This is a genomic window from Leeuwenhoekiella sp. A2 (genome assembly GCF_047946655.1).
In the GTDB taxonomy this organism is placed as follows: Bacteria; Bacteroidota; Bacteroidia; order Flavobacteriales; family Flavobacteriaceae; genus Leeuwenhoekiella.
Window position 1 is genome coordinate 2,128,421 of the sequence record NZ_CP172311.1, and the last position, 20,031, is coordinate 2,148,451.

Below are 20,031 nucleotides of genomic sequence, written 5' to 3' on the forward strand. Positions count from 1 at the left end.
TTAAATTATTAATATGGCAATAATACTCAAAATTGCTGATATTTTACGTAAAACGGGCGGTTTTGTATCATAATTTGTCATTTTTTGATACTATTTTAAAATAAATCCTGTACTACAACGTTTTAGTGAGATTGTATGTTGATTAAAAATTTTCTTATAACGGTCTCATACATAATTGGAAATCGATTGCATGATTTTCAGGTCTATCCCAAAGCCTGCAAAAATGCAAATCAGGCGTATCAACGAATAAATACTAGTCTATTTATATATAAAAAAGAAAATTTCGCTTTAAGCGAATCTTCAGCTATCTGTTATCTTTGTCACCTGTGAAATATGATGTAATTATAATAGGAGGAGGAGCTGCAGGTTTTTTTACCGCAATAAATCTTGCAAATGAAGCGCAGCATTTTAAAATAGCAATACTTGAGAGAAGTAAAGAAGTTTTAAATAAAGTGCGCATTTCTGGTGGCGGCAGGTGTAATGTTACTCATGCCGAGTTTATGCCTAAACCGTTAACCCAAAATTATCCCAGAGGTGAAAGAGAATTGCTGGGTCCCTTTCATCATTTTATGACAGGAGATACTATGGCGTGGTTTGAAGAACGCGGGGTAGAACTCAAGGTAGAAGAAGATGGTCGCGTTTTTCCTGTGACTGATTCTTCACAGACCATAATAGATTGTTTTCTTGAAGAAGCTAATCGCTTAAATATTGATATTCTCACCGGTGAGGCTGTGAAAAACCTCACTAAAACAGGTAAAAATTGGCATTTAGAGACCAAAAATTCGGTTTTTATATGTCAGTATTTAGTTCTGGCTACTGGAAGTAATCCTAAAATGTGGAAATTACTTGAGCACTCTGGGCATGCAGTTATTGCCCCTGTACCTTCTTTATTTACTTTTAATATTAAAGATAAACGTATTACAGATTTACCCGGGGTAGCGACTAATGCTTTTGTTGAACTTTTAGATGAAAAGGAAAATATTCTCAAATTAAAAGACGGCGGCCGTGCAGACAGAGGTGGCTCTACAGGGCCGTTATTAATAACGCATTGGGGTATGAGTGGTCCTGCTATTCTTAAACTTTCGGCCTGGGGTGCAATCGCATTGCATCAAGATCAATACAAATTCAAAATTCGTGTAAACTGGTTACCGCAGCTAGAGCGCGAAGTTATTTATGAAAATTTACAACAATTCAAATTAGATTACGCCAGGCAGTTAGTAACTACTTATAGCCAGTTTGAACTTTCTAAACGTCTTTGGAAAAATCTGGTTGAGGCTTCAGCAATTAATGCAAATGCCCGCTGGGCAGATTTAAACAGAGAACAACTCAATAATCTTTGTGATGAATTGCACGCTGGTATCTTTCGTGTAAACGGAAAAAGCACTTTTAAGGAAGAGTTTGTGACTGCCGGCGGTGTAGATCTTAAGGAAGTGAATTTTAAAACTTTTGAAAGCAAAGTAATTCCGGCGATATTTTTTGCCGGTGAAGTACTTAATGTTGATGCAATCACCGGAGGCTTTAATTTTCAAAACGCCTGGACTAGTGGTTTTCTGGCAGCAAAAGGTATAATTGCAGCATCTGCAGATTAGTTTAATCGCCAGATCTCAAAATTGAATACTACCGTATAGACTGTCCATATTATATATGGTATAAGAAAATAACCTGCTCGGGGATCTACTATTCTAAACCATTTGTAGGTAAAGAGAAGTACTATAAATAATGTAAAAGCAATTAGTAGTGCAGGTAATAAGGCTTTTAAGCCAAAAAAAACAACACTCCAAGAAACGGTGAGAATAAGCTGAAAGCCAAAGTGATAAAGCGCGGTTTTAACCCATTTATGATAAAAACCTTTATTCCATACGATGCCGGCGGCGATGCCCATAACCACGTATAAAAAGATCCAGGCAGGAGCAAAAACCCACGTAGGCGGGTCAAAAATCGGCCTATTTAATGCCAAAAACCAGTTATTAACACTGCTCTCAATTGCGATAGAACTAAAAAAGCCCACAAGCAGACATGCTGTCACAGCAATAGAGGCTCTAATTATGAGTTTTAGATCCATAGTAGGTTGGTTGAGTGCTAAATGTAAAAAATAAATGGCATTAAAATATGGGTTTAATAAATTAAGTACTTGTTTTCTGCTTTCTTATAACCTTATATATTTGCAGCATGATTGAAAATAAATTTCTGCCAAAGGCTTATACCCATGCTATTTCCGGTTCATCTGTAGGCTATGAATCGCCTAGTAATATTGCATTGATCAAGTACTGGGGAAAATACGGTAACCAGCTTCCTAAGAATCCATCAATTAGTTTTACACTAAATACCTGTAAAACACAAACGCGAGTTTCTTTTCAAAAACTGGAAAAAAGCAAGAAGGGATCATTTGATTTTGAGATTTATCTGGATGGAGAGCCTAAGCCGGGCTTTGAACCTAAGATCGAGCAATTCTTTCATAGAATAGAAGATTATGTTCCTTTTATAAGTGAATATAAATTTAAGATAGCTACATCAAATAGTTTTCCGCATAGTTCTGGTATAGCATCATCTGCCAGCGGCATGAGTGCTCTTGCACTTTGCCTTATGGAGATGGAAAAGCAGTTGCAGCCCAATATGTCTGTAGATCATTTTAATGAGAAAGCATCATTTCTGGCTCGTTTAGGTTCTGGTAGTGCGTGCAGAAGTTTAACAGGGCCGCTTGTTGTGTGGGGAGAGCATGAAGAATTTAGAGGTAGCAGTAATTTGTATGGCGTCAAATTTTCGCATGAGCTTCATCCTGTTTTTGAAGATTACCAGGATACTATACTTATGGTTGACAAAGGTGAGAAGCAGGTAAGCAGTACAGTAGGTCATAATTTAATGAACAATCACCCTTTTGCACCTGCTCGATTTGATCAGGCTTATATGCATATGACAGATATTGTGCCTATACTTAAAAGTGGTGATCTTGATGCTTTTATGCATCTTGTAGAAAGAGAAGCGTTGACATTACATGCGATGATGATGACCAGCAGCCCGTACTTTATTTTAATGAAACCAAATACCCTTCAGGTAATTGAGAAAATCTGGAATTTTAGACGAGAAACCGGTACTCCTGTAAGTTTCACGCTTGATGCGGGGGCTAATGTTCACGTGCTTTACCCTGCAGCTGAAACCGAAAAAGTACTCGATTTTATAAAAAACGAACTCGTTAAATATTGCCAAAACGGACAGTATATTTGTGATAATGTGGGTAATGGTGCGAGAAAGTTGTAATTTTGTTGCTTACTAATCGGTATCTATGAAAGGACCTTTATTTTATTCTAAAATCCTGCTCTTTGGTGAATATGGTATCATTAAGGATTCTAAGGGTTTATCTATTCCCTATAACTTCTACAAAGGAGCACTAAAGGTTGAAGATAATTTATCAGAAGCTTCACAAAAGTCTAATGATAGTCTTAAAAGGTTTGCTGTTTATCTTGAGAATCTGCAAAACGAAAATCCAAAGCTTGTTACTTTTGACATAGATCGCCTAAAAGCCGATGTTGATTCTGGGATGTACTTTGACAGTACAATACCTCAGGGTTATGGCGTAGGCAGCAGTGGGGCGCTTGTAGCATCTATCTATGATAAGTATGCCTTTGATAAAATAACGATTCTTGAAAATCTTACCAGAGATAAATTACTAACCCTGAAAAAAATATTTGGGGAAATGGAGTCTTTCTTTCACGGTAAGTCTTCCGGGCTTGACCCTTTGAATAGTTACCTGAGTCTTCCTATTTTAATAAATAGTAAAGATGATATAGAACCTGCCGGGATACCTTCTCAAACACTTAATGGTAAAGGAGCTGTATTTTTATTAGATAGTGGTATTGTAGGAGAAACTGCTCCTATGGTAAATATCTTTATGGAAAATATGAAGCAGGAAGGTTTTAGAAAAATGCTTAAAGATCAATTTGTTAAGCATACAGATGCCTGTGTTGAAGATTTTCTGAAAGGTGATGTAAAATCTCTTTTTGGTAACGTAAAGCAACTTTCTAAAACGGTGCTTAATCACTTTAAACCTATGATCCCTGCAAAGTTTCATGAACTATGGCAAAAGGGTCTTGAGTCTAATGACTATTACCTCAAACTTTGCGGTTCTGGTGGTGGTGGTTATATTTTAGGTTTTACCGAAGATATTGATAAAGCCAGAAAATCACTTAAAGGTCATAAAGTAGAGGTTGTCTATAGTTTTTAAACTGCTTTCTTTTTTCGGGGAAATCTGTAAAATTCATTTTTATGTCTTTAATAAACCGAAGAAATAAACTTTTACTTCTCAAATTCTTCAGTTTATTCTCGGTTGCGCGCGTTTATAATATCCTTATTATAGTTTTAGCGCAATATCTGGCATCAATTTACATACTTGCACCAGGCTTGCCTTTGCGCGAGGTTCTTTTTGATACTAATCTTTTTCTGCTTGTACTCTCATCTGCAATGGTAATTGCGGGTGGCTACATAATCAATAGTTTTTATGATACTGAAAAAGACCTTATAAACAGGCCGCATAAGACTAAACTTGATCATCTGGTTAGTCAGAACAAAATGCTCACATTTTATTTTGTGATCAATTTTCTTTCAGTAGTAGTGGCAAGTTATGTATCATTTAGAGCAGTTTTATTCTTTTCGATATATATTTTCGGAATTTGGTTGTATTCGCATAAGCTGAAGAAAATAACATTTGTAGGAAACCTTACTTCTGCCATACTTTCAATCACACCTTTTTTCGCAGTATTTATCTATTACGGAAACTTCTACACTGTCATTTTTGTACATGCAACATTTTTGTTTCTTATAATTACAATGCGAGAACTAGTTAAAGATCTAGAAAATCTAAAAGGCGATCTCGCTTTGAATTACAGGACGATTCCCATTGTTCTGGGAGAGCGCTATGCTAAACTAATTTTAACTGCACTGGGGCTTTTTACGATTTTACCCATATACCTTTTGATAAACAAGTTTGATGTAGGGTACATGCATTACTTTTTTTATGCTTGTTTTTTACTGCTTATCATTTTTCTTGCCCTGCTGTGGAGATCAAGAGCCAGATTACATTATCTAGTACTTCATAATATTTTAAAATTTATAATTGTGGCCGGGGTTTTTAGTATTCTTCTTATAGATCCTGCAGTTGTTATTCATAGAATATTTTAGACTCTAAAAACAGTATAAAAAAGCCGATTTTTCATCCTTTCTACCGATTTTTTTAATCAGGAAAAGGTGTTTATACTTTCATAATTAAGGGGTTCTTAAATTGCGTACCTTTGCAAAAATATAATTAGTAATGAGCAGACATCAGGAGAGTAATAAAGGAGGAACAGCTTCAGGCCGCGGTAGCAATGGAAAACGGGGTCATAGCAATTCAAGAGGAAATGCTCCCATTAAGAAAAATCAGGCCAATAGTAGCAGGTCTGAAACTAAAAGTGAAAGTGGCGGGGGAATCCGTTTGAATAAATATATTGCAAATAGCGGCGTTTGTTCACGCCGCGAAGCAGATTTATACATCTCTACCGGGCAGGTTACTGTTAACGGTGAGGTTATTAATGAGATGGGTTACAAGGTAAATATTGATGATGATGTACGCTTTGACGGGCGTCGTATTAATCCTGAACCTAAAGCATACGTGCTTTTAAATAAGCCAAAAGGTTTTTCTGTTACCACGAGTAATTCTAAGGGTATGACGGTAATGGATCTTGTTGCCAGTGCTACAAGCGCCAGAGTTAAACCTATAGGCCGTCTTGGTCGCAATGCTACAGGGTTGCTTTTGTTTACAAATGATGATAAGATCACACAGAAGCTAACTAATTCTAAAAGTGGGCTGCCGCGTCTTTTTCACATAGAATTAGATAAAAATCTAAAGGGTGATGATGTAGATAAGATTAGAAAAGGTCTTACGGTAGAAGGCAAAACTATCACAGTAGACGATATAAGTTTTGTAGATGGAGCGCCTAAAAAGGAAATAGGTCTTAAAATTAAACATACCGGCAACAGTGTTATTAGAACAATGTTTGAGCATTTAGGGTATCAGGTGGTTCGGGTAGATTGTGTCACTATTGGTACATTAACTAAAAAGGACCTTCCCAGAGGTAAGTATAGACACTTAAGTCAGCAGGAAATCAATAATCTTATGATGGTATAAACCTTTATATCACGCATAGAACAAGGGTTTTTCAATTAATTTTGATGAACCCTTTTTTTTTCAGTTTTATTTACTTCTTTTGCTTAATATTAATACAGTAAAAAAAGAGCTTTTATCCACAGTCGTTGGTAGAAATTATATATATAGAACAAACACTATACTGCAGTTGATAGATATTTCTGCTTGCCTTAAATACCACGTAAGAAGGCAAAATTTGTATAGCACCGGTATTATTTGGCAGGTTTTCTCTTGTGCCCTGGCCAATCTTCACAATACCTTAAGAAAAGCAAACGCTAATTCTCGAATACTTTTTTTAATTTTCTCTTTTAAATAACTTAATGAACACAAAGTACATAGATCTTATCGATCAAACCTTCTATTTTCCTCAGGAGGATTTTAAGCTGGAAAACAATCATTTACAATTTCACGACATTGATTTAATGGGCCTCGTAGAAAAATACGGTGCTCCGCTTAAGTTTAGTTATTTGCCAAAGATTTCACAGAATATCAACAGGGCAAAGAAGTGGTTTGCAGATGCAATAGAGAAACATGATTACAAGGGCGGTTATAATTATTGCTATTGTACAAAGAGTTCGCACTTTAAGCATGTTTTAGATGAGGCTTTGAAGAACGATATTCATATTGAGACATCATCTGCTTTTGATATCAATATTGTAAAAAAGCTAAAAGAAACGGGAAAGATAACAGATAGTACATATGTTATTTGTAACGGCTTTAAGCGCGATCAATACATAGATAATATCTCAGACCTTATCAATACGGGACATCAAAACTGTGTACCCATAATTGATAATTACGAGGAGATAGATCTTCTCGCAAATAAGATCAACGGAGACTTTAAAGTTGGGATTCGTATTGCTTCAGAAGAAGAGCCAAAATTTGAATTTTATACTTCACGTTTAGGTATTGGTTATAAAAATATTGTTCCTTTTTACGAAGACCAGATCAAGAATAACGACAATGTAGAACTTAAAATGCTACATTTCTTTATAAATACAGGTATTCGTGATAACGCTTACTACTGGAATGAGCTTAATAAATGTCTTAAAGTATATACGCGCCTTAAAAAAATCTGCCCGTCACTTGACAGTTTGAATATAGGTGGTGGTTTTCCAATTAAAAACTCTCTGGCTTTTGATTTTGACTACGCTTATATGGTAGATGAGATAATAAATCAAATTAAAATAACATGTGCTGAAGCAAATGTGCCTGTACCTCATTTGTTTACAGAATTTGGTAGTTTTACTGTAGGTGAAAGTGGTGGTGCAGTTTATGAAGTGCTTTATCAAAAACAACAAAATGACCGTGAGAAGTGGAATATGATAAATTCATCATTTATTACTACTTTACCAGATACATGGGCGATTAGCAAGCGTTTTATTCTATTGCCGCTTAACCGTTGGGAAGAAGAGTATGAGCGTGTATTGTTAGGAGGTTTAACTTGTGATAGTGATGATTATTATAACAGTGAGCAGCACAGTAATGCGATTTATTTACCCCGGTTTAAAAAGGATAAACCTTTGTATATTGGTTTTTTCAATACAGGGGCTTATCAGGAAAGCATAGGCGGTTATGGCGGTTTACAACATTGCCTTATCCCACAGCCTAAACACATTCTCATTGATAGAGATGAAGAAGGAAATATAACAACGCAAATATTTAACGAACAACAGAAAGCAGAAGATTTGCTTAAAATCTTGGGTTATGAGTACAACTAAAAATTATGGAGGCATAGCAGATGAATATGCCAAACTGGACAATGCGAAGATTGTCCTAATTCCGGTGCCTTACGATGGTACAAGTACCTGGCAAAAAGGTGCAGATAAAGGACCAGAAGCTCTTTTGCATGCAACTGAAAATATGGAACTTTATGATATAGAAACAGATACAGAAGTGTATCAACAAGGTATTTATATCGCTCCTGCAATTACAGAGAATAGTTCGCCAGAAGCTGTTGTAAATGAGGTTCACAAGGTTACTAAAGACTATATCAAACGCAACAAGTTTGTAACTATAGTAGGAGGTGAGCATTCAATATCAATAGGTACAATACGAGCCTTTAATGAGTTGTACGATAATCTTACTGTGTTACATATTGATGCACATGCAGATTTGCGTAAGGAGTATGATGGGAGTAAATACAACCATGCTTGTGCAGCTTATGAAGCCAGCCAGACTACAAATCTTATTCAGGTAGGTATACGCAGTATGGATGCGCTTGAGAAAACCATAATGGATGAAGAGAAAACTTATTTCGCTCATGAGATGGCAAATGATGAGTATTGGGTAGATAATGTTATAGATCAATGTACAGATGATGTTTTTATCACCTTTGATCTTGATGTTCTTGATCCGTCAATTATGCCCTCTACAGGAACACCTGAGCCAGGCGGACTTTTCTGGTATGAGACGCTTGATTTCTTAAAGCGCGTTTTTGAAGAGAAGAATGTGGTAGGTTTTGATATTGCAGAACTTTGCCCAAAAGAGCATGATAAATCTTCAGACTTTCTTGCTGCTAAGCTTTACTACAAAATGTTGAGCTATAAATTTCAGGGGCAGGAAATAGAAGACGATTACGATAACACGTATGTTACTAAAACTAATAATAAAGGTAACATGGGTAAATTTGACAATGATGACGAAGACTAAAGGAGCTATATCCGATTTTATAGAAAAATACTATTTACACTTTAATGCTGCCAGCGTAGTAGATGCCGCAAAAGCTTATGAGAAAAAGCTTGAAGAAGGGTCTAAAATGTTGGTTTCTCTTGCCGGTGCGATGAGCACCGCAGAGCTTGGTAAGATTTTCGCAGAGATTATACGCCAGGATAAAGTGCATATTATCTCTTGTACAGGTGCAAACCTGGAAGAAGATATAATGAATCTTGTTGCGCATTCACATTATAAGCGTGTGCCTAATTATCGTGATCTTACTCCGCAGGAGGAGTGGGAATTACTTGAGAAAGGTCTAAATCGCGTTACAGATACTTGTATTCCTGAAGAAGAAGCTTTTAGAAGATTACAACAACACATCTACAAAATCTGGAAAGATGCTGAAGATGCCGGCGAGCGCTATTTTCCACATGAGTTTATGTATAAAATGCTGCTAAGCGGAGTTCTTGAAGAATATTATGAGATTGATCTTAAAGATTCCTGGATGTACGCTGCTGCGGAAAAAAACCTGCCTATTGTTGTTCCCGGTTGGGAAGACAGTACAATGGGGAACATTTTTGCTTCTTATGTAGTAAAGGGCGAACTGAAAGCCAGCACCATGAAATCTGGTATTGAGTATATGGCATTTTTAGCCGACTGGTACACAGCTAATTCTGATAATGGTATTGGTTTCTTCCAGATAGGAGGAGGTATTGCGGGTGATTTTCCAATATGTGTAGTGCCTATGCTGTATCAGGATCTCGAGCGCACAGATACACCATTCTGGAATTATTTCTGCCAGATATCAGATTCTACTACCAGTTACGGTTCTTATTCAGGAGCAGTTCCTAACGAAAAAATCACCTGGGGTAAGCTGGATATTGATACTCCAAAATTCATTATAGAAAGTGACGCTACAATCGTGGCGCCATTAATTTTCGCATATCTGCTTGATATGTAAAAAGTACCAATTCTCTTAGTGGGAATAGTTTTTATAAAAATAAAAGACCTTGCAGTTTGTCAAAACGCAAGGTCTTTTTTTATGTAAAAAAATGATAGGACCAGTAAAACTTAATCCTTATTTATTTTTTCAATTGGCTCCTCTTCGGTTTTCCAGTCTATCAGCGGGGAAGGATAATAATTAACATTCATTTTTTCTAAAAATGGGCCTTGGTTTCCCAGGCGTACTTTATAGTTTTTCCAGTCTCTATTTTCTGGTGTTGACCAGTTCAGTTCTGCAAAGCCTATTGCCCTGGGGAAGGCCAGGTATTCTAGTTCACTGCTGTTGCTTATGGTCTCAGACCAAAGCGGCGCTTCTATACCCAGAATATTTTTTAAAGGAATGTTCTCATAATTCTCCGGTTTCCAAATGTACGCGGTGTCAACAGGCACATAACCTGCCCAGTTGAGACCATATTCAGACTGAAGGTCGTACTTCATATCCAGATAAGCTTTTTTTGCAGGTGACATAATGATTTGCATATCTTTTTCCACGGCTTTCCTCGCATTATCAGCACTTGCCCAGAACTGCACAATTGAGTTAGAATCTACATCTGCGGTCGCTATCTCGTCCCAGCCTATCATTTTCTTATCGTATTTCTGCACGATTTTTTCCACCTTATTCACAAAGTATATGTAATCAGATTTTTTAGTTGCGTGGCTTTCATCGCCGCCAATATGAAAATAAGGTCCGGGTGTTATGGCCGAGATTTCCCGCACCACATCATCTATAAAGTCATAAACCGAATCTTTTCGAGTGTCAAAAGTGCTAAAGCCCACATGCGTGCCTCGATAAATTTCAGGGGTTTTGCCATTACCGTTTAAAAAGGGATAGGCCACCGAAGCAGAATTTGTATGTCCCGGCATATCTACTTCGGGCACGATGGTCATGTAATTTTTGGTGGCATAAGAAACAATATCTTTATAGTCCTGCTGACTATAAAAACCACCAGGTTCATCGCCTACTTCCGTTTGGCCTGCAACTTCAGTAAGTTTGGGCCAGGATTTGATCTCGATACGCCAGCCCTGATCATCAGTAAGGTGGAGGTGCAATGTATTGTATTTATAATAAGCGAGTAAATCAATGTATTTTTTCACTTCTTCAACCGTAAAAAAATGCCGTGCCACATCAAGCATAGCACCGCGGTAAACAAATTGGGGAGCATCATCAATCGTTCCTGTGGGGATAGGCCACACCGGATTTTCTGTGATCGTATCATTTGCTTTGAGCGGTATAAGTTGGCGTAAGGTTTGTATGCCTCTAAAAGCTCCTGCTGCACTGGCCGCGCTTAAAACAATAGAATCGGTACCTATTTTTAGCTGGTACGCCTCTTTTTTATTTCCCCGGGCAAGGCTGTCTGATCTTTTGATATAGATAATGCTTTCCTGATCTTGTGCATCCGCGTTAATAGATAGATCTAGCCGGGCGATATCCTTTATACTATTTGCCAGAAATGTGCCTACATCAGCAAAACCAGTAGAGTCTTTTAAAGTTGTAATAATGGTGTATTTATCTAAGGGAAAAGCGGTGTTTGTAGCCTGTATTGTTGTCGGTTTTGGGATGAGGTCTGCTTGTGACAGATCGGTTTTTGGGAGGTTAAGTTCGCGAGGTTCTTTTTTTTGTTGGCACGAAAATAAGACCAAGTGGATACAGGCGAGTATAACAATTACAAATCTAGAGTGGTTCATTTATAAGTTTTCACTAAAATAGTGATATTAATTTTAAATAGTAAATCAATTTAGTTGAACGAAATGCATGAAAATCTATCTTTAAATTCAGGCTGATTTTCAATATATTTATTGATTTTTCTTTTTGATAAGCAGATTTTTAGAATAGCCTTATTAAAGCTTACTTTCTGCCAGATATTCTACAATTTAACCTTGGCTTTAATTTTTTTCAAACAGTTGAAAATTTTTGGCATAAATATAGAAGGCATTGATAAGCACCACAGGTGCTTTTTGTTTGTATTCAAAAATCAATCTTAACCAAACTGTCATGAGAACACATATACTTTGTCTTTTTATTTTAGTCATTAACATTCAGGGATTTTCTCAAAAGATTGAAACTGATATTTTTGACGATCTCAAATTTGAATCAAGAGATAAACAGTATACAGCCTCTTTAAAGCGAAATATTTTTGATGATTTAATATTTTCAGATAGCAGAGACAATAAAATAACTCTTGAGAATAAGTATCTGCATTTAGAACATCAGGGAGTATTTGAAAATTCTGAAGAGAAAATAAATCTTTTTAGAAATTTAATTCATGATTACAGACATGATGAAAAATACGAGCAAACGTATGCTGTAGATATTCTTGATAAAGTGGTTATTCAGGATAATAGAAACGGCAAAGTTGAATATGGAAAAGACATTTTTGGCAATCAAACCTATTCTGAAAAAAGTAATGGTATTGAGAAATCTATGAAAAGAAACTTTCAGGGAGGGCTTGATTACAATGAGAATAATAAAACTGCGACCTTGCAAAAGGATTTATATAACAGATGGAAATATGTTGACTCCAGCGGTAACGAGTTTGTATTTGGCGATAGAACCTGGAACTCACTAAAAGGAAAATTCAAAACAGAAGAGGATATTTTTTTCTCTCTAATCAAAGCGTTTTTTAATGATTAATACCGATTTTCACCCAAATTAAGCCGGTTTTTGAAAGACCTTTCAGTTCCTGGTTTTCAGAGCTGATTTTACATATTAAGCCAATCTTTAGATTTGAATTAGAAGTATTCCGTATTTTCGCAGTTTTAAACAACCACATGCCATACCGCCTGACAATCGTCGTTCCTGTTTTTAATGAAGCTGAAAATCTTCCTCGCGTAGAGGCAGCGTTTCTTGATTATTTTAAAATAGCTTCAGTAAAAGCAAAAGTTCTTTTTGTGAATGACGGTTCTAAAGATGAAAGTCAGCAGATTATTGAGAAAATCTGCCTCACTAACCCTGATTTCGATTTTATTTCTTTTGATCAAAATTATGGATTGAGCGCTGCAATAAAAGCCGGCTTTGATTATACCGAAACTGAACTTGTAGGTTATATAGACAGCGACCTGCAAACCACTCCGGAAGATTTTAATCTCTTACTAAAACATATAGGCGACTACGATCTGGTTACCGGTGTACGTGCAGAGCGTAAAGACGATTTTGTAAAAAATATGTCTAGCACAATAGCAAATAACATACGCCGTGCTTTTACAAATGATGGGATGGACGATACCGGCTGCCCATTAAAAATTATAAAAACCGATTATGCAAAACGCATCCCGATGTTTAGAGGGCTACATCGCTTTTTGCCCGCGATGATACTTTTGCAACATGGTAAGATAATTCAGGTGCCGGTAAAGCATTTTCCGCGTATTGCGGGTGAAGCCAACTTTGGGGTTTGGAATAGACTTGCAGGCCCGTTAATGGATTGTTTTGCTTATCTGTGGATGAAGAAAAAATACATTAATTATTCCGTGGCTAAACGTTCTAATGGATAGTAGCTGGTGGATATACATTGTAGGTTTTTTTGCGCAGCTCATGTTCTCGGGCCGCCTTATCCTGCAGTGGATTCTTTCTGAAAAACATAATAAAGTTCTTACGCCTTCCACGTTCTGGTGGCTTAGTCTGGCAGCGTCATTTTTACTTTTTGTTTACGGTTATTTACGCGAGGATTTTGCAATTATGCTGGGGCAAACACTCACTTACTTTATCTATATACGCAACTTGCAATTGCAGGGGCAATGGTCAAAAGCACCCATTTATATACGCTGGTTGCTTATTATTTTTCCTGTACTCATCGTGATCTATGGTTATAATAATAACCTCTATGACATAGATAAATTATTCAATAATGAAAGTATACCGCTATGGCTCCTAATTTTAGGAAGTATCGCCCAGGTGATTTTTACGTTGCGATTTATCTATCAATGGATCTATTCTGAAAAACATAAAAAATCATCCCTGCCATTGGGTTTCTGGTTGCTTAGTCTAATTGGCGGTTTGCTAATTCTTACGTATGCAGTTCTGCGCAGAGACCCGGTCCTGTTTGTAGGTCATCTTATGGGCGTTTTTATCTATTTTAGGAATATGAAACTTTCTTTTGCCATAGAAAAACCATGAGTATTCCTACAAAATATCACCTTCCGCTGCTGATTTTAGTATGCTTATGCCTGTTTTTTCCGCATCTGGGGGTGCTTTATGAAAACATAATGGAAGCCCGTAATTTTAATACAGCCCGTGAGATGCTGCATTATAATAACTGGATATTTACAACAATGAATGGCGAGGCTCGCTATGAAAAACCACCTTTACCCACGTGGCTTACGGCGATCTCAGGAGCGATTTTTGGTTTAGAAAAGATATGGGCTTTACGGCTGCCTTCAGCAATTATTACTACGGTAATGACAGTGGGTTTATACAAATTAGCCGGACGTTTTCTTTTTAATAAAACTCAGGCTTTTAACAGCGCACTTATTCTAGCCACTTCGTTTTATATTCTATTTTCAGGACGAAACGGAACCTGGGATATTTTTGCACACAGCTTTATGGTTTGTGGAATCTATTTTCTGTTTCGGTTTTTTGCTGAAGACAGATCTATTTATAGAAACGCTATTTTAAGCGGAGTATTTATTGGTCTTTCATTTATGAGTAAAGGCCCGGTAAGCCATTTTGCTTTGCTGCTTCCTTTTTTAATCGCATACGGATTCATTTACAGATTTAAAGGCTTTAAGCCAAAAGTTCTTCCGCTTGTTGTTATGATTGTAGTTATCGCTATTTTGAGTTCGTGGTGGGCGATAGCTATTTATATGCTCGATACAAATTCTGCGACAGCGATAGCAGATAAAGAAGCGACAGCCTGGGCTAACCGCAATGTGCGCTCGTTTTATTATTACTGGAGCTTTTTTACTCAAAGCGGTATCTGGACGATTCCGGCTTTTGTTGGGTTGCTTTATCCTTATCTAAAAAGCAGAGTTGAGAATTTAAAAGTGTATCGATTTACATTGCTCTGGACGCTGGCAGCGGTGGTGCTTTTATCGCTTATTCCTGAGAAAAAATCGCGCTATTTATTGCCGGTTTTAATTCCGCTGGCGCTAAATACCAGTTTTTACATTGACTATCTTATTAGAAATTTTGCTGCGATTAAAGACAAAAGGGAAACCTGGCCGGTGTATTTTAATTTCGGTTTGATAGCGGTGATTGCAATTCTTGTTCCGGTGGCAGGTTTTGTTGCGTTGGGAGATTCTTTAAACGGACTTTGGTTTTGGTTTGTGCTGCTGAGTTTGGTGACTGTTATAATAGGTGTTTCTATTTTATTTCGCTTAAAGCGAAAAAATATAGCGTCTGTTTTTTACCTCACAATCGCTTTTGTTTGTGCCGTGGTTGTATTTGGTTTTCCGCTCATAAAAACGTCGTACACTAATGAAGATTATGCTCTGCTTGCGCCAAAAGTAGAACAGCTTAAAGAAAGCAGTACACCGCAATATTTGTATGATAACGGTTCACCAGAATTGATATGGGATCTTAGTCAACGCGTGCCTTTAATTCGTTCTGATCAAGGTTTGCAGATTCCTGCAGAAAGCCAATTTGTCGTTTGGGTAGATCAAGATAAAATCGATGCTTTCAAAGCCGATTTTAAGGCATTTCAGGTCGATTTTCAATATAAAATAGACGGTAATATTACCTCAAAACAAGACCGCAATTACAAGTCGAGGCGCATAGCATATCTGTTTTTTGTTAAGAGATAACAAATAGTGATTAATTAAGGCTGAAAATCGGCTAAATTCATATCAAAATCGGCTATTTTGTCGTAAAATCTACTTTTTTATACTCTTTCTTTAAACTTTACTTTCAATAAAATAATATCGTAATTTTGCAGCGCTCTTAAAAGAGCGTAAATATATAATCATGAGCAGTATAGTAGCTATTGTAGGGAGACCTAATGTGGGTAAATCCACTTTCTTTAACCGTCTTATTCAACGTCGTGAGGCGATTGTAGACGCGGTTAGTGGTGTAACACGTGATCGTCATTACGGTAAGACAGACTGGAATGGCAGAGAATTTTCTGTAATAGATACGGGTGGTTATGTATTAGGAAGTGATGATATTTTTGAAGCTGAAATCGATAAGCAGGTTGAGCTGGCAATAGATGAGGCAGATGCTATTATTTTTATGGTAGATGTTGAGGCTGGCGTTACCGGGATGGATGAAGATGTCGCAAAGCTTTTGCGTCGTGTAGATAAGCCTGTTTTTCTGGCGGTGAATAAAGTTGATAACGGCAAACGTGAAGAAAATGCAGTTGAGTTTTACAGTCTTGGTTTAGGCGATTATTTTACTATTGCCAGTACAAGCGGTAGCGGGACCGGTGATCTTCTTGATGCTGTAGTGGCTGCGCTTCCTGAGAAAGAATACAAAGAAGAAGCAGAGTTGCCCCGTTTTGCAGTTGTAGGTCGTCCTAATGCCGGTAAATCTTCGTTTATAAACTCACTAATTGGTGAAGATCGTTATATCGTTACAGATATAGCAGGTACAACCCGTGACTCGATTGATACTAAATATAACCGTTTTGGTTTTGAATTTAATCTGGTTGATACAGCTGGTATTCGTCGTAAGACTAAAGTAAAAGAAGATCTTGAGTTTTACTCTGTAATGCGATCTGTACGAGCCATTGAGCATTGCGATGTTTGTCTGCTTGTGGTTGATGCCACAAGAGGTTTTGACGGGCAGGTACAGAATATTTTCTGGCTGGCAGAACGCAACCGTAAAGGAATCGTAGTTCTTATAAACAAATGGGATCTTGTAGAGAAAGAGAACAAGACCATGAAAGAATATGAGAAGCATATTAAAGAGCAACTTGCTCCTTTTACAGATGTGCCCATCGTGTTTATTTCGGTACTGACCAAGCAACGTGTTTTTAAAGCGATAGAAACTGCGGTTCAGGTTTATGAAAATCGTAGCAGAAGAGTAAAAACCAGCGAACTAAATGATCTTTTTCTTCCTATCATTCAAAATTACCCTCCACCTGCTTACAAGGGTAAATATGTAAAGATTAAGTATTGCATGCAGTTACCAACACCGCACCCGCAATTTGCTTTCTTTTGCAACCTGCCTCAGTATGTAAAAGACCCCTATAAGCGATTTCTCGAAAACAAATTGAGAGAAGAGTTTGATTTTAAAGGAGTTCCTATTTCTGTGTATTTTAGAAAGAAATAGCTTTTACTTGTTAAATTTTATCATTTCAGTATAAACTATTTTTTTAGTTGGTAAAAATTTCGGTTATTCGCTCTTGTCAATCGAAAAACCACTATGAAATTTAACCATCTGCTTTTCCTGTTCATCGGGCTAATCTCCTTTTTTGCAAATGCGCAGCAGTTTACCATCTCTGGAAAATTAATAGACGGCAGTACGCAAACTCCGCTCGAGGCTGCAACTGTTTTTGCCGAAACGCTTAAAGACAGCACTTTAATAACCTACACAATCACCGATAGCAACGGTGATTTTGTTTTAAAAGGCCGTACTTCCCTAGATAAAGTTAATCTCTATGTAAGCTTTGTGGGCTACCAACCTTATGAGCAGATTATAGATATTTCGACTAATAAAGACATTACAGTACCTAACATAGCGCTTGATTTTCGGGTAGAGACTCTGGGAGATGTTATAGTTAAAGGGCGGAGTGCTCCTGTGTCTATTAAAAAAGATACGCTTGAGTTTAATGTTTCTTCTTTTCAAACTAAAAAAGATGCCACTGTTGAAGATCTTCTGCGCGAATTACCAGGTGTAGAAGTTGATGAGCAGGGAAATATTACCGTAAATGGGAAACCTGTAAATCAAATTCTTGTAAACGGGAAACCGTTTTTTGGAGATGACCCTACAATCGCTACCCGCAATCTTACTAAAGATATTATCGATAAAATTCAGGTTACAGATACTAAAACTAAATCTGAAGCTTTCACGGGTGAAGCTGGTGATGACCAGAATAAATCGATCAATATTACAATTGATGAAGAGAAGAACAAGGGGATCTTTGGTCGTGTAGCTGCGGGTGCTGGTACCGATGAGCGTTTTGAATATGCAGGTCTGGTAAACTATTTTGATAACGATCTGCGCATAAGTGCACTGGGTAGCGGTAATAACATCAATTCACCGGGTTTTAGCTTTGGCGAAATTGAAAAAATGTTTGGTAATGCGCGCTACATAAGTGTGAGTGACAACGGCTCTTTTAATATAAACGGTAGAAGTTTTGGCGGAAACTCGGGTATTACAAATTCGCGTAACGCCGGCTTTAATTATGCAGATAACTGGAGTGAAAATACAGAGGCCAGTGCAGATTACTTTTATTCAGGGTCAAACTCTTTTGAAGAAGAATTGAGTAGTCGTGAAAATATACTTCCTGATAATCGCTATTTTTCTAATTCAAGTTCTACAAGGGTAAACAATAATGACAGTCATGCGGTAAATGGCAGGGTTGAGAAAAAAATAGATTCTACTTTTTTTATAGAGTACAGGCCGCAGTTCAATTATAATGAAGGTGATTTTAGAAGCGAAAGAACAGAAGAAACGCGCAATGCAGATGGAGAGATAAGCAATCAATCTGCCACCGCCAGCAATAGCTTACGTAGCGGTAGAAATTTTGAAAATGACCTGTCACTTACCAGAAAATATGGAGCAAATGGCGCCTTTGTAAGGCTTAGATTAAATGGCGAGATTAATGATAATAATACAGATTCTTATTTAAATTCTACCACGCAGATCTATGGTGATGATCCTGAAACAATAGAGCGCGATCAGTTTACAGATGGTAAACAGGCGATAACAAGTTATGATATTCAGGGTGAGTGGAGAATTCCGCTAGTAGCGAAAAAGTTATTTGTTAATCTGCAGTACAGCTTAAATAATGAGCACAGAAAAGATAGACAAAGCACTTATGATTTTGATGAGAACAGCCTTGATTATACAAATTTCAACTTATCACAAAGCACAGATTTTACTAACAATAATCGTAGTTCAAGGCCAGAAATTGGGATGAACTATAGGAGTGAAAATACCAATGCAAGTTTTGATGTAGGTTACGTTATGCGTACTTTAAAAAGTGATGATGCCCTGCGTGATATTAATTTTGACAGTGATTTTGACGCTATCGAACTACGGGCTAATTTATGGCATAAATTCAACCAGAAATGGAGCATGTGGTCTGGTTACAATCTTAATAATGATGCGCCCGGTGTACGCCAGCTTTCGCCATATGTTGATGTTTCAGACCCGTTAAACACAATTCAGGGTAATCCTGATTTAAGTCCGGAAAACAGGCACTCACTTTATATGGGAGTTAATAACTATGATTTTCAATCACGAGCAGGTTTTAATTCTTATTTCAATGCAAATATCACTAATGACAGGGTGATTTCCCGTACTACAGTTGATGAGAATTTTGTGCGTACTACTACCTATGCAAATGTAGATGGCAATTATAACATTTATTCGAGAGCTTCATTTAGTAAGAATATCGAGATTGATACTTTGCGCACATTGAAGTATGAATTCTCAATGAATGTAAATGCAAATCGCAATGTAAATTTTAATAATGATGTGCAATATGCCAGTAAAACTATAGCCTATAGCCCGGGTCTTGGGCTGCGTTTTACCTGGAAGAAACTATTTGAGATAAGACCAGAATACACAGTAGAAATTACACGCAATAGTTATAATCTTGATCTTTTTGATGATAGAGAATTTCTGCGTCACGAAGTGCGTTTAAGAACCACAACATTCTGGCCTAAAGAACTGGAGTGGAACAATGATATACGCTATTACTATAATCCTAATCTGGCAGGTGCATTTCAAAAAAGCTCTGTTTTCTGGAATAGTTCTATTGCCTATTCTGTTATGCAAGACAAAGGTTTGATCACATTTAAGGTTTATGATCTCTTAAATCAGAATACAAATGCGCGCCGTACCGCAACACAGGATTACATACAGGATGTACAAAGCACCGTGCTGCAACAATACTTTATGCTTAACTTTAGTTATAAGTTTAATACACTTGGTAAAAAAGGCGAAGTACGAGAGAATAACTGGTTTGATTAGGAAGGCTGAGTTATCCTTACTTAGGGCGTTTTTTAATGAAAGTAATCTGTGCAATTTATCAGGTTAATGTTTTTTCTTGCATTTAATCGTAAATAATTGTTATTTTGCCGATAACTGCTACAAGATT

The 20,031-nt window shown here is 37.0% G+C and carries 16 protein-coding genes; 14 read left to right on the forward strand and 2 right to left on the reverse strand.

All coding sequences use genetic code 11. The features are described from left to right. Positions 1-326: 326 nt before the first annotated feature. Positions 327-1,589 carry an NAD(P)/FAD-dependent oxidoreductase gene (locus tag ACH3PA_RS09440; RefSeq protein ID WP_416444821.1) on the forward strand — a complete coding sequence of 421 codons (1,263 nt, stop codon included), beginning with the start codon at positions 327-329 and terminating at the stop codon, positions 1,587-1,589. Here ACH3PA_RS09440 and ACH3PA_RS09445 read toward each other — a convergent pair. Next, positions 1,586-2,062 carry a TspO/MBR family protein gene (locus ACH3PA_RS09445; RefSeq protein WP_416444819.1) on the reverse strand — a complete coding sequence of 159 codons (477 nt, stop codon included), beginning with the start codon at positions 2,060-2,062 and terminating at the stop codon, positions 1,586-1,588. The two genes, ACH3PA_RS09440 and ACH3PA_RS09445, sit on opposite strands and share 4 nt — an antisense overlap. 107 nt (positions 2,063-2,169) lie before the next feature. Here ACH3PA_RS09445 and ACH3PA_RS09450 point away from each other — a divergent pair, with 107 nt between their 5' ends. The 7 genes from ACH3PA_RS09450 (at position 2,170) to ACH3PA_RS09480 (ending at position 9,791) form a co-directional block, all read left to right on the forward strand. Continuing rightward, positions 2,170-3,255 carry a diphosphomevalonate/mevalonate 3,5-bisphosphate decarboxylase family protein gene (locus ACH3PA_RS09450; RefSeq protein WP_416444817.1) on the forward strand — a complete coding sequence of 362 codons (1,086 nt, stop codon included), beginning with the start codon at positions 2,170-2,172 and terminating at the stop codon, positions 3,253-3,255. Positions 3,256-3,280: 25 nt separating this feature from the next. Further along, positions 3,281-4,219, forward strand: a complete 939-nt coding sequence (locus ACH3PA_RS09455) for a mevalonate kinase (protein WP_416444815.1) — start codon at positions 3,281-3,283, stop codon at positions 4,217-4,219. Between the two features lie 41 nt (positions 4,220-4,260). Further along, the gene (locus ACH3PA_RS09460) at positions 4,261-5,172 is read left to right on the forward strand and encodes a geranylgeranylglycerol-phosphate geranylgeranyltransferase (protein ID WP_416444813.1); all 912 of its coding nucleotides are present in this window, start codon (positions 4,261-4,263) and stop codon (positions 5,170-5,172) included. A 130-nt stretch (positions 5,173-5,302) separates the two neighbouring features. Further along, positions 5,303-6,157, forward strand: coding sequence for a pseudouridine synthase (locus ACH3PA_RS09465; RefSeq protein WP_416444811.1), 855 nt, complete (start codon positions 5,303-5,305; stop codon positions 6,155-6,157). A gap of 338 nt (positions 6,158-6,495) precedes the next feature. After that, complete coding sequence (locus ACH3PA_RS09470; protein ID WP_416444809.1) at positions 6,496-7,896, forward strand: arginine decarboxylase; 1,401 nt, start codon at positions 6,496-6,498, stop codon at positions 7,894-7,896. Continuing rightward, positions 7,883-8,827, forward strand: coding sequence for an agmatinase (gene speB / locus ACH3PA_RS09475; RefSeq protein WP_416444807.1), 945 nt, complete (start codon positions 7,883-7,885; stop codon positions 8,825-8,827). Before ACH3PA_RS09470 ends, speB begins: the two co-directional genes overlap by 14 nt. Continuing rightward, positions 8,814-9,791, forward strand: a complete 978-nt coding sequence (locus ACH3PA_RS09480; protein WP_416446625.1) for a deoxyhypusine synthase family protein — start codon at positions 8,814-8,816, stop codon at positions 9,789-9,791. The genes speB and ACH3PA_RS09480 overlap by 14 nt, the downstream gene beginning before the upstream one ends. Positions 9,792-9,901: 110 nt before the next feature. Here ACH3PA_RS09480 and ACH3PA_RS09485 read toward each other — a convergent pair whose 3' ends face one another. Continuing rightward, positions 9,902-11,518 (reverse strand): family 20 glycosylhydrolase, encoded by a 1,617-nt coding sequence (locus tag ACH3PA_RS09485; protein ID WP_416448137.1) that lies wholly within the window; start codon positions 11,516-11,518, stop codon positions 9,902-9,904. 307 nt (positions 11,519-11,825) lie between these two features. On the opposite strand from ACH3PA_RS09485, the gene ACH3PA_RS09490 reads away from it, so the two are divergent. From ACH3PA_RS09490 to ACH3PA_RS09515, 6 genes are all read left to right on the forward strand, one after another. Continuing rightward, positions 11,826-12,464 carry a hypothetical protein gene (locus ACH3PA_RS09490; protein ID WP_416448138.1) on the forward strand — a complete coding sequence of 213 codons (639 nt, stop codon included), beginning with the start codon at positions 11,826-11,828 and terminating at the stop codon, positions 12,462-12,464. Positions 12,465-12,601: 137 nt separating this feature from the next. Then, positions 12,602-13,321 (forward strand): glycosyltransferase, encoded by a 720-nt coding sequence (locus ACH3PA_RS09495; protein ID WP_416448139.1) that lies wholly within the window; start codon positions 12,602-12,604, stop codon positions 13,319-13,321. After that, on the forward strand, positions 13,314-13,943 hold the full coding sequence (locus tag ACH3PA_RS09500) for a lipid-A-disaccharide synthase N-terminal domain-containing protein (RefSeq protein ID WP_416448140.1): 630 nt from the start codon (positions 13,314-13,316) through the stop codon (positions 13,941-13,943). Before ACH3PA_RS09495 ends, ACH3PA_RS09500 begins: the two co-directional genes overlap by 8 nt. Then, the gene (locus ACH3PA_RS09505; protein WP_416448141.1) at positions 13,940-15,568 is read left to right on the forward strand and encodes an ArnT family glycosyltransferase; all 1,629 of its coding nucleotides are present in this window, start codon (positions 13,940-13,942) and stop codon (positions 15,566-15,568) included. Before ACH3PA_RS09500 ends, ACH3PA_RS09505 begins: the two co-directional genes overlap by 4 nt. A 160-nt stretch (positions 15,569-15,728) precedes the next feature. Continuing rightward, positions 15,729-17,033, forward strand: coding sequence for a ribosome biogenesis GTPase Der (gene der / locus ACH3PA_RS09510; protein ID WP_416448142.1), 1,305 nt, complete (start codon positions 15,729-15,731; stop codon positions 17,031-17,033). A gap of 93 nt (positions 17,034-17,126) precedes the next feature. Next, on the forward strand, positions 17,127-19,904 hold the full coding sequence (locus ACH3PA_RS09515) for an outer membrane beta-barrel protein (RefSeq protein ID WP_416448143.1): 2,778 nt from the start codon (positions 17,127-17,129) through the stop codon (positions 19,902-19,904). Positions 19,905-20,031 lie beyond the last annotated feature (127 nt).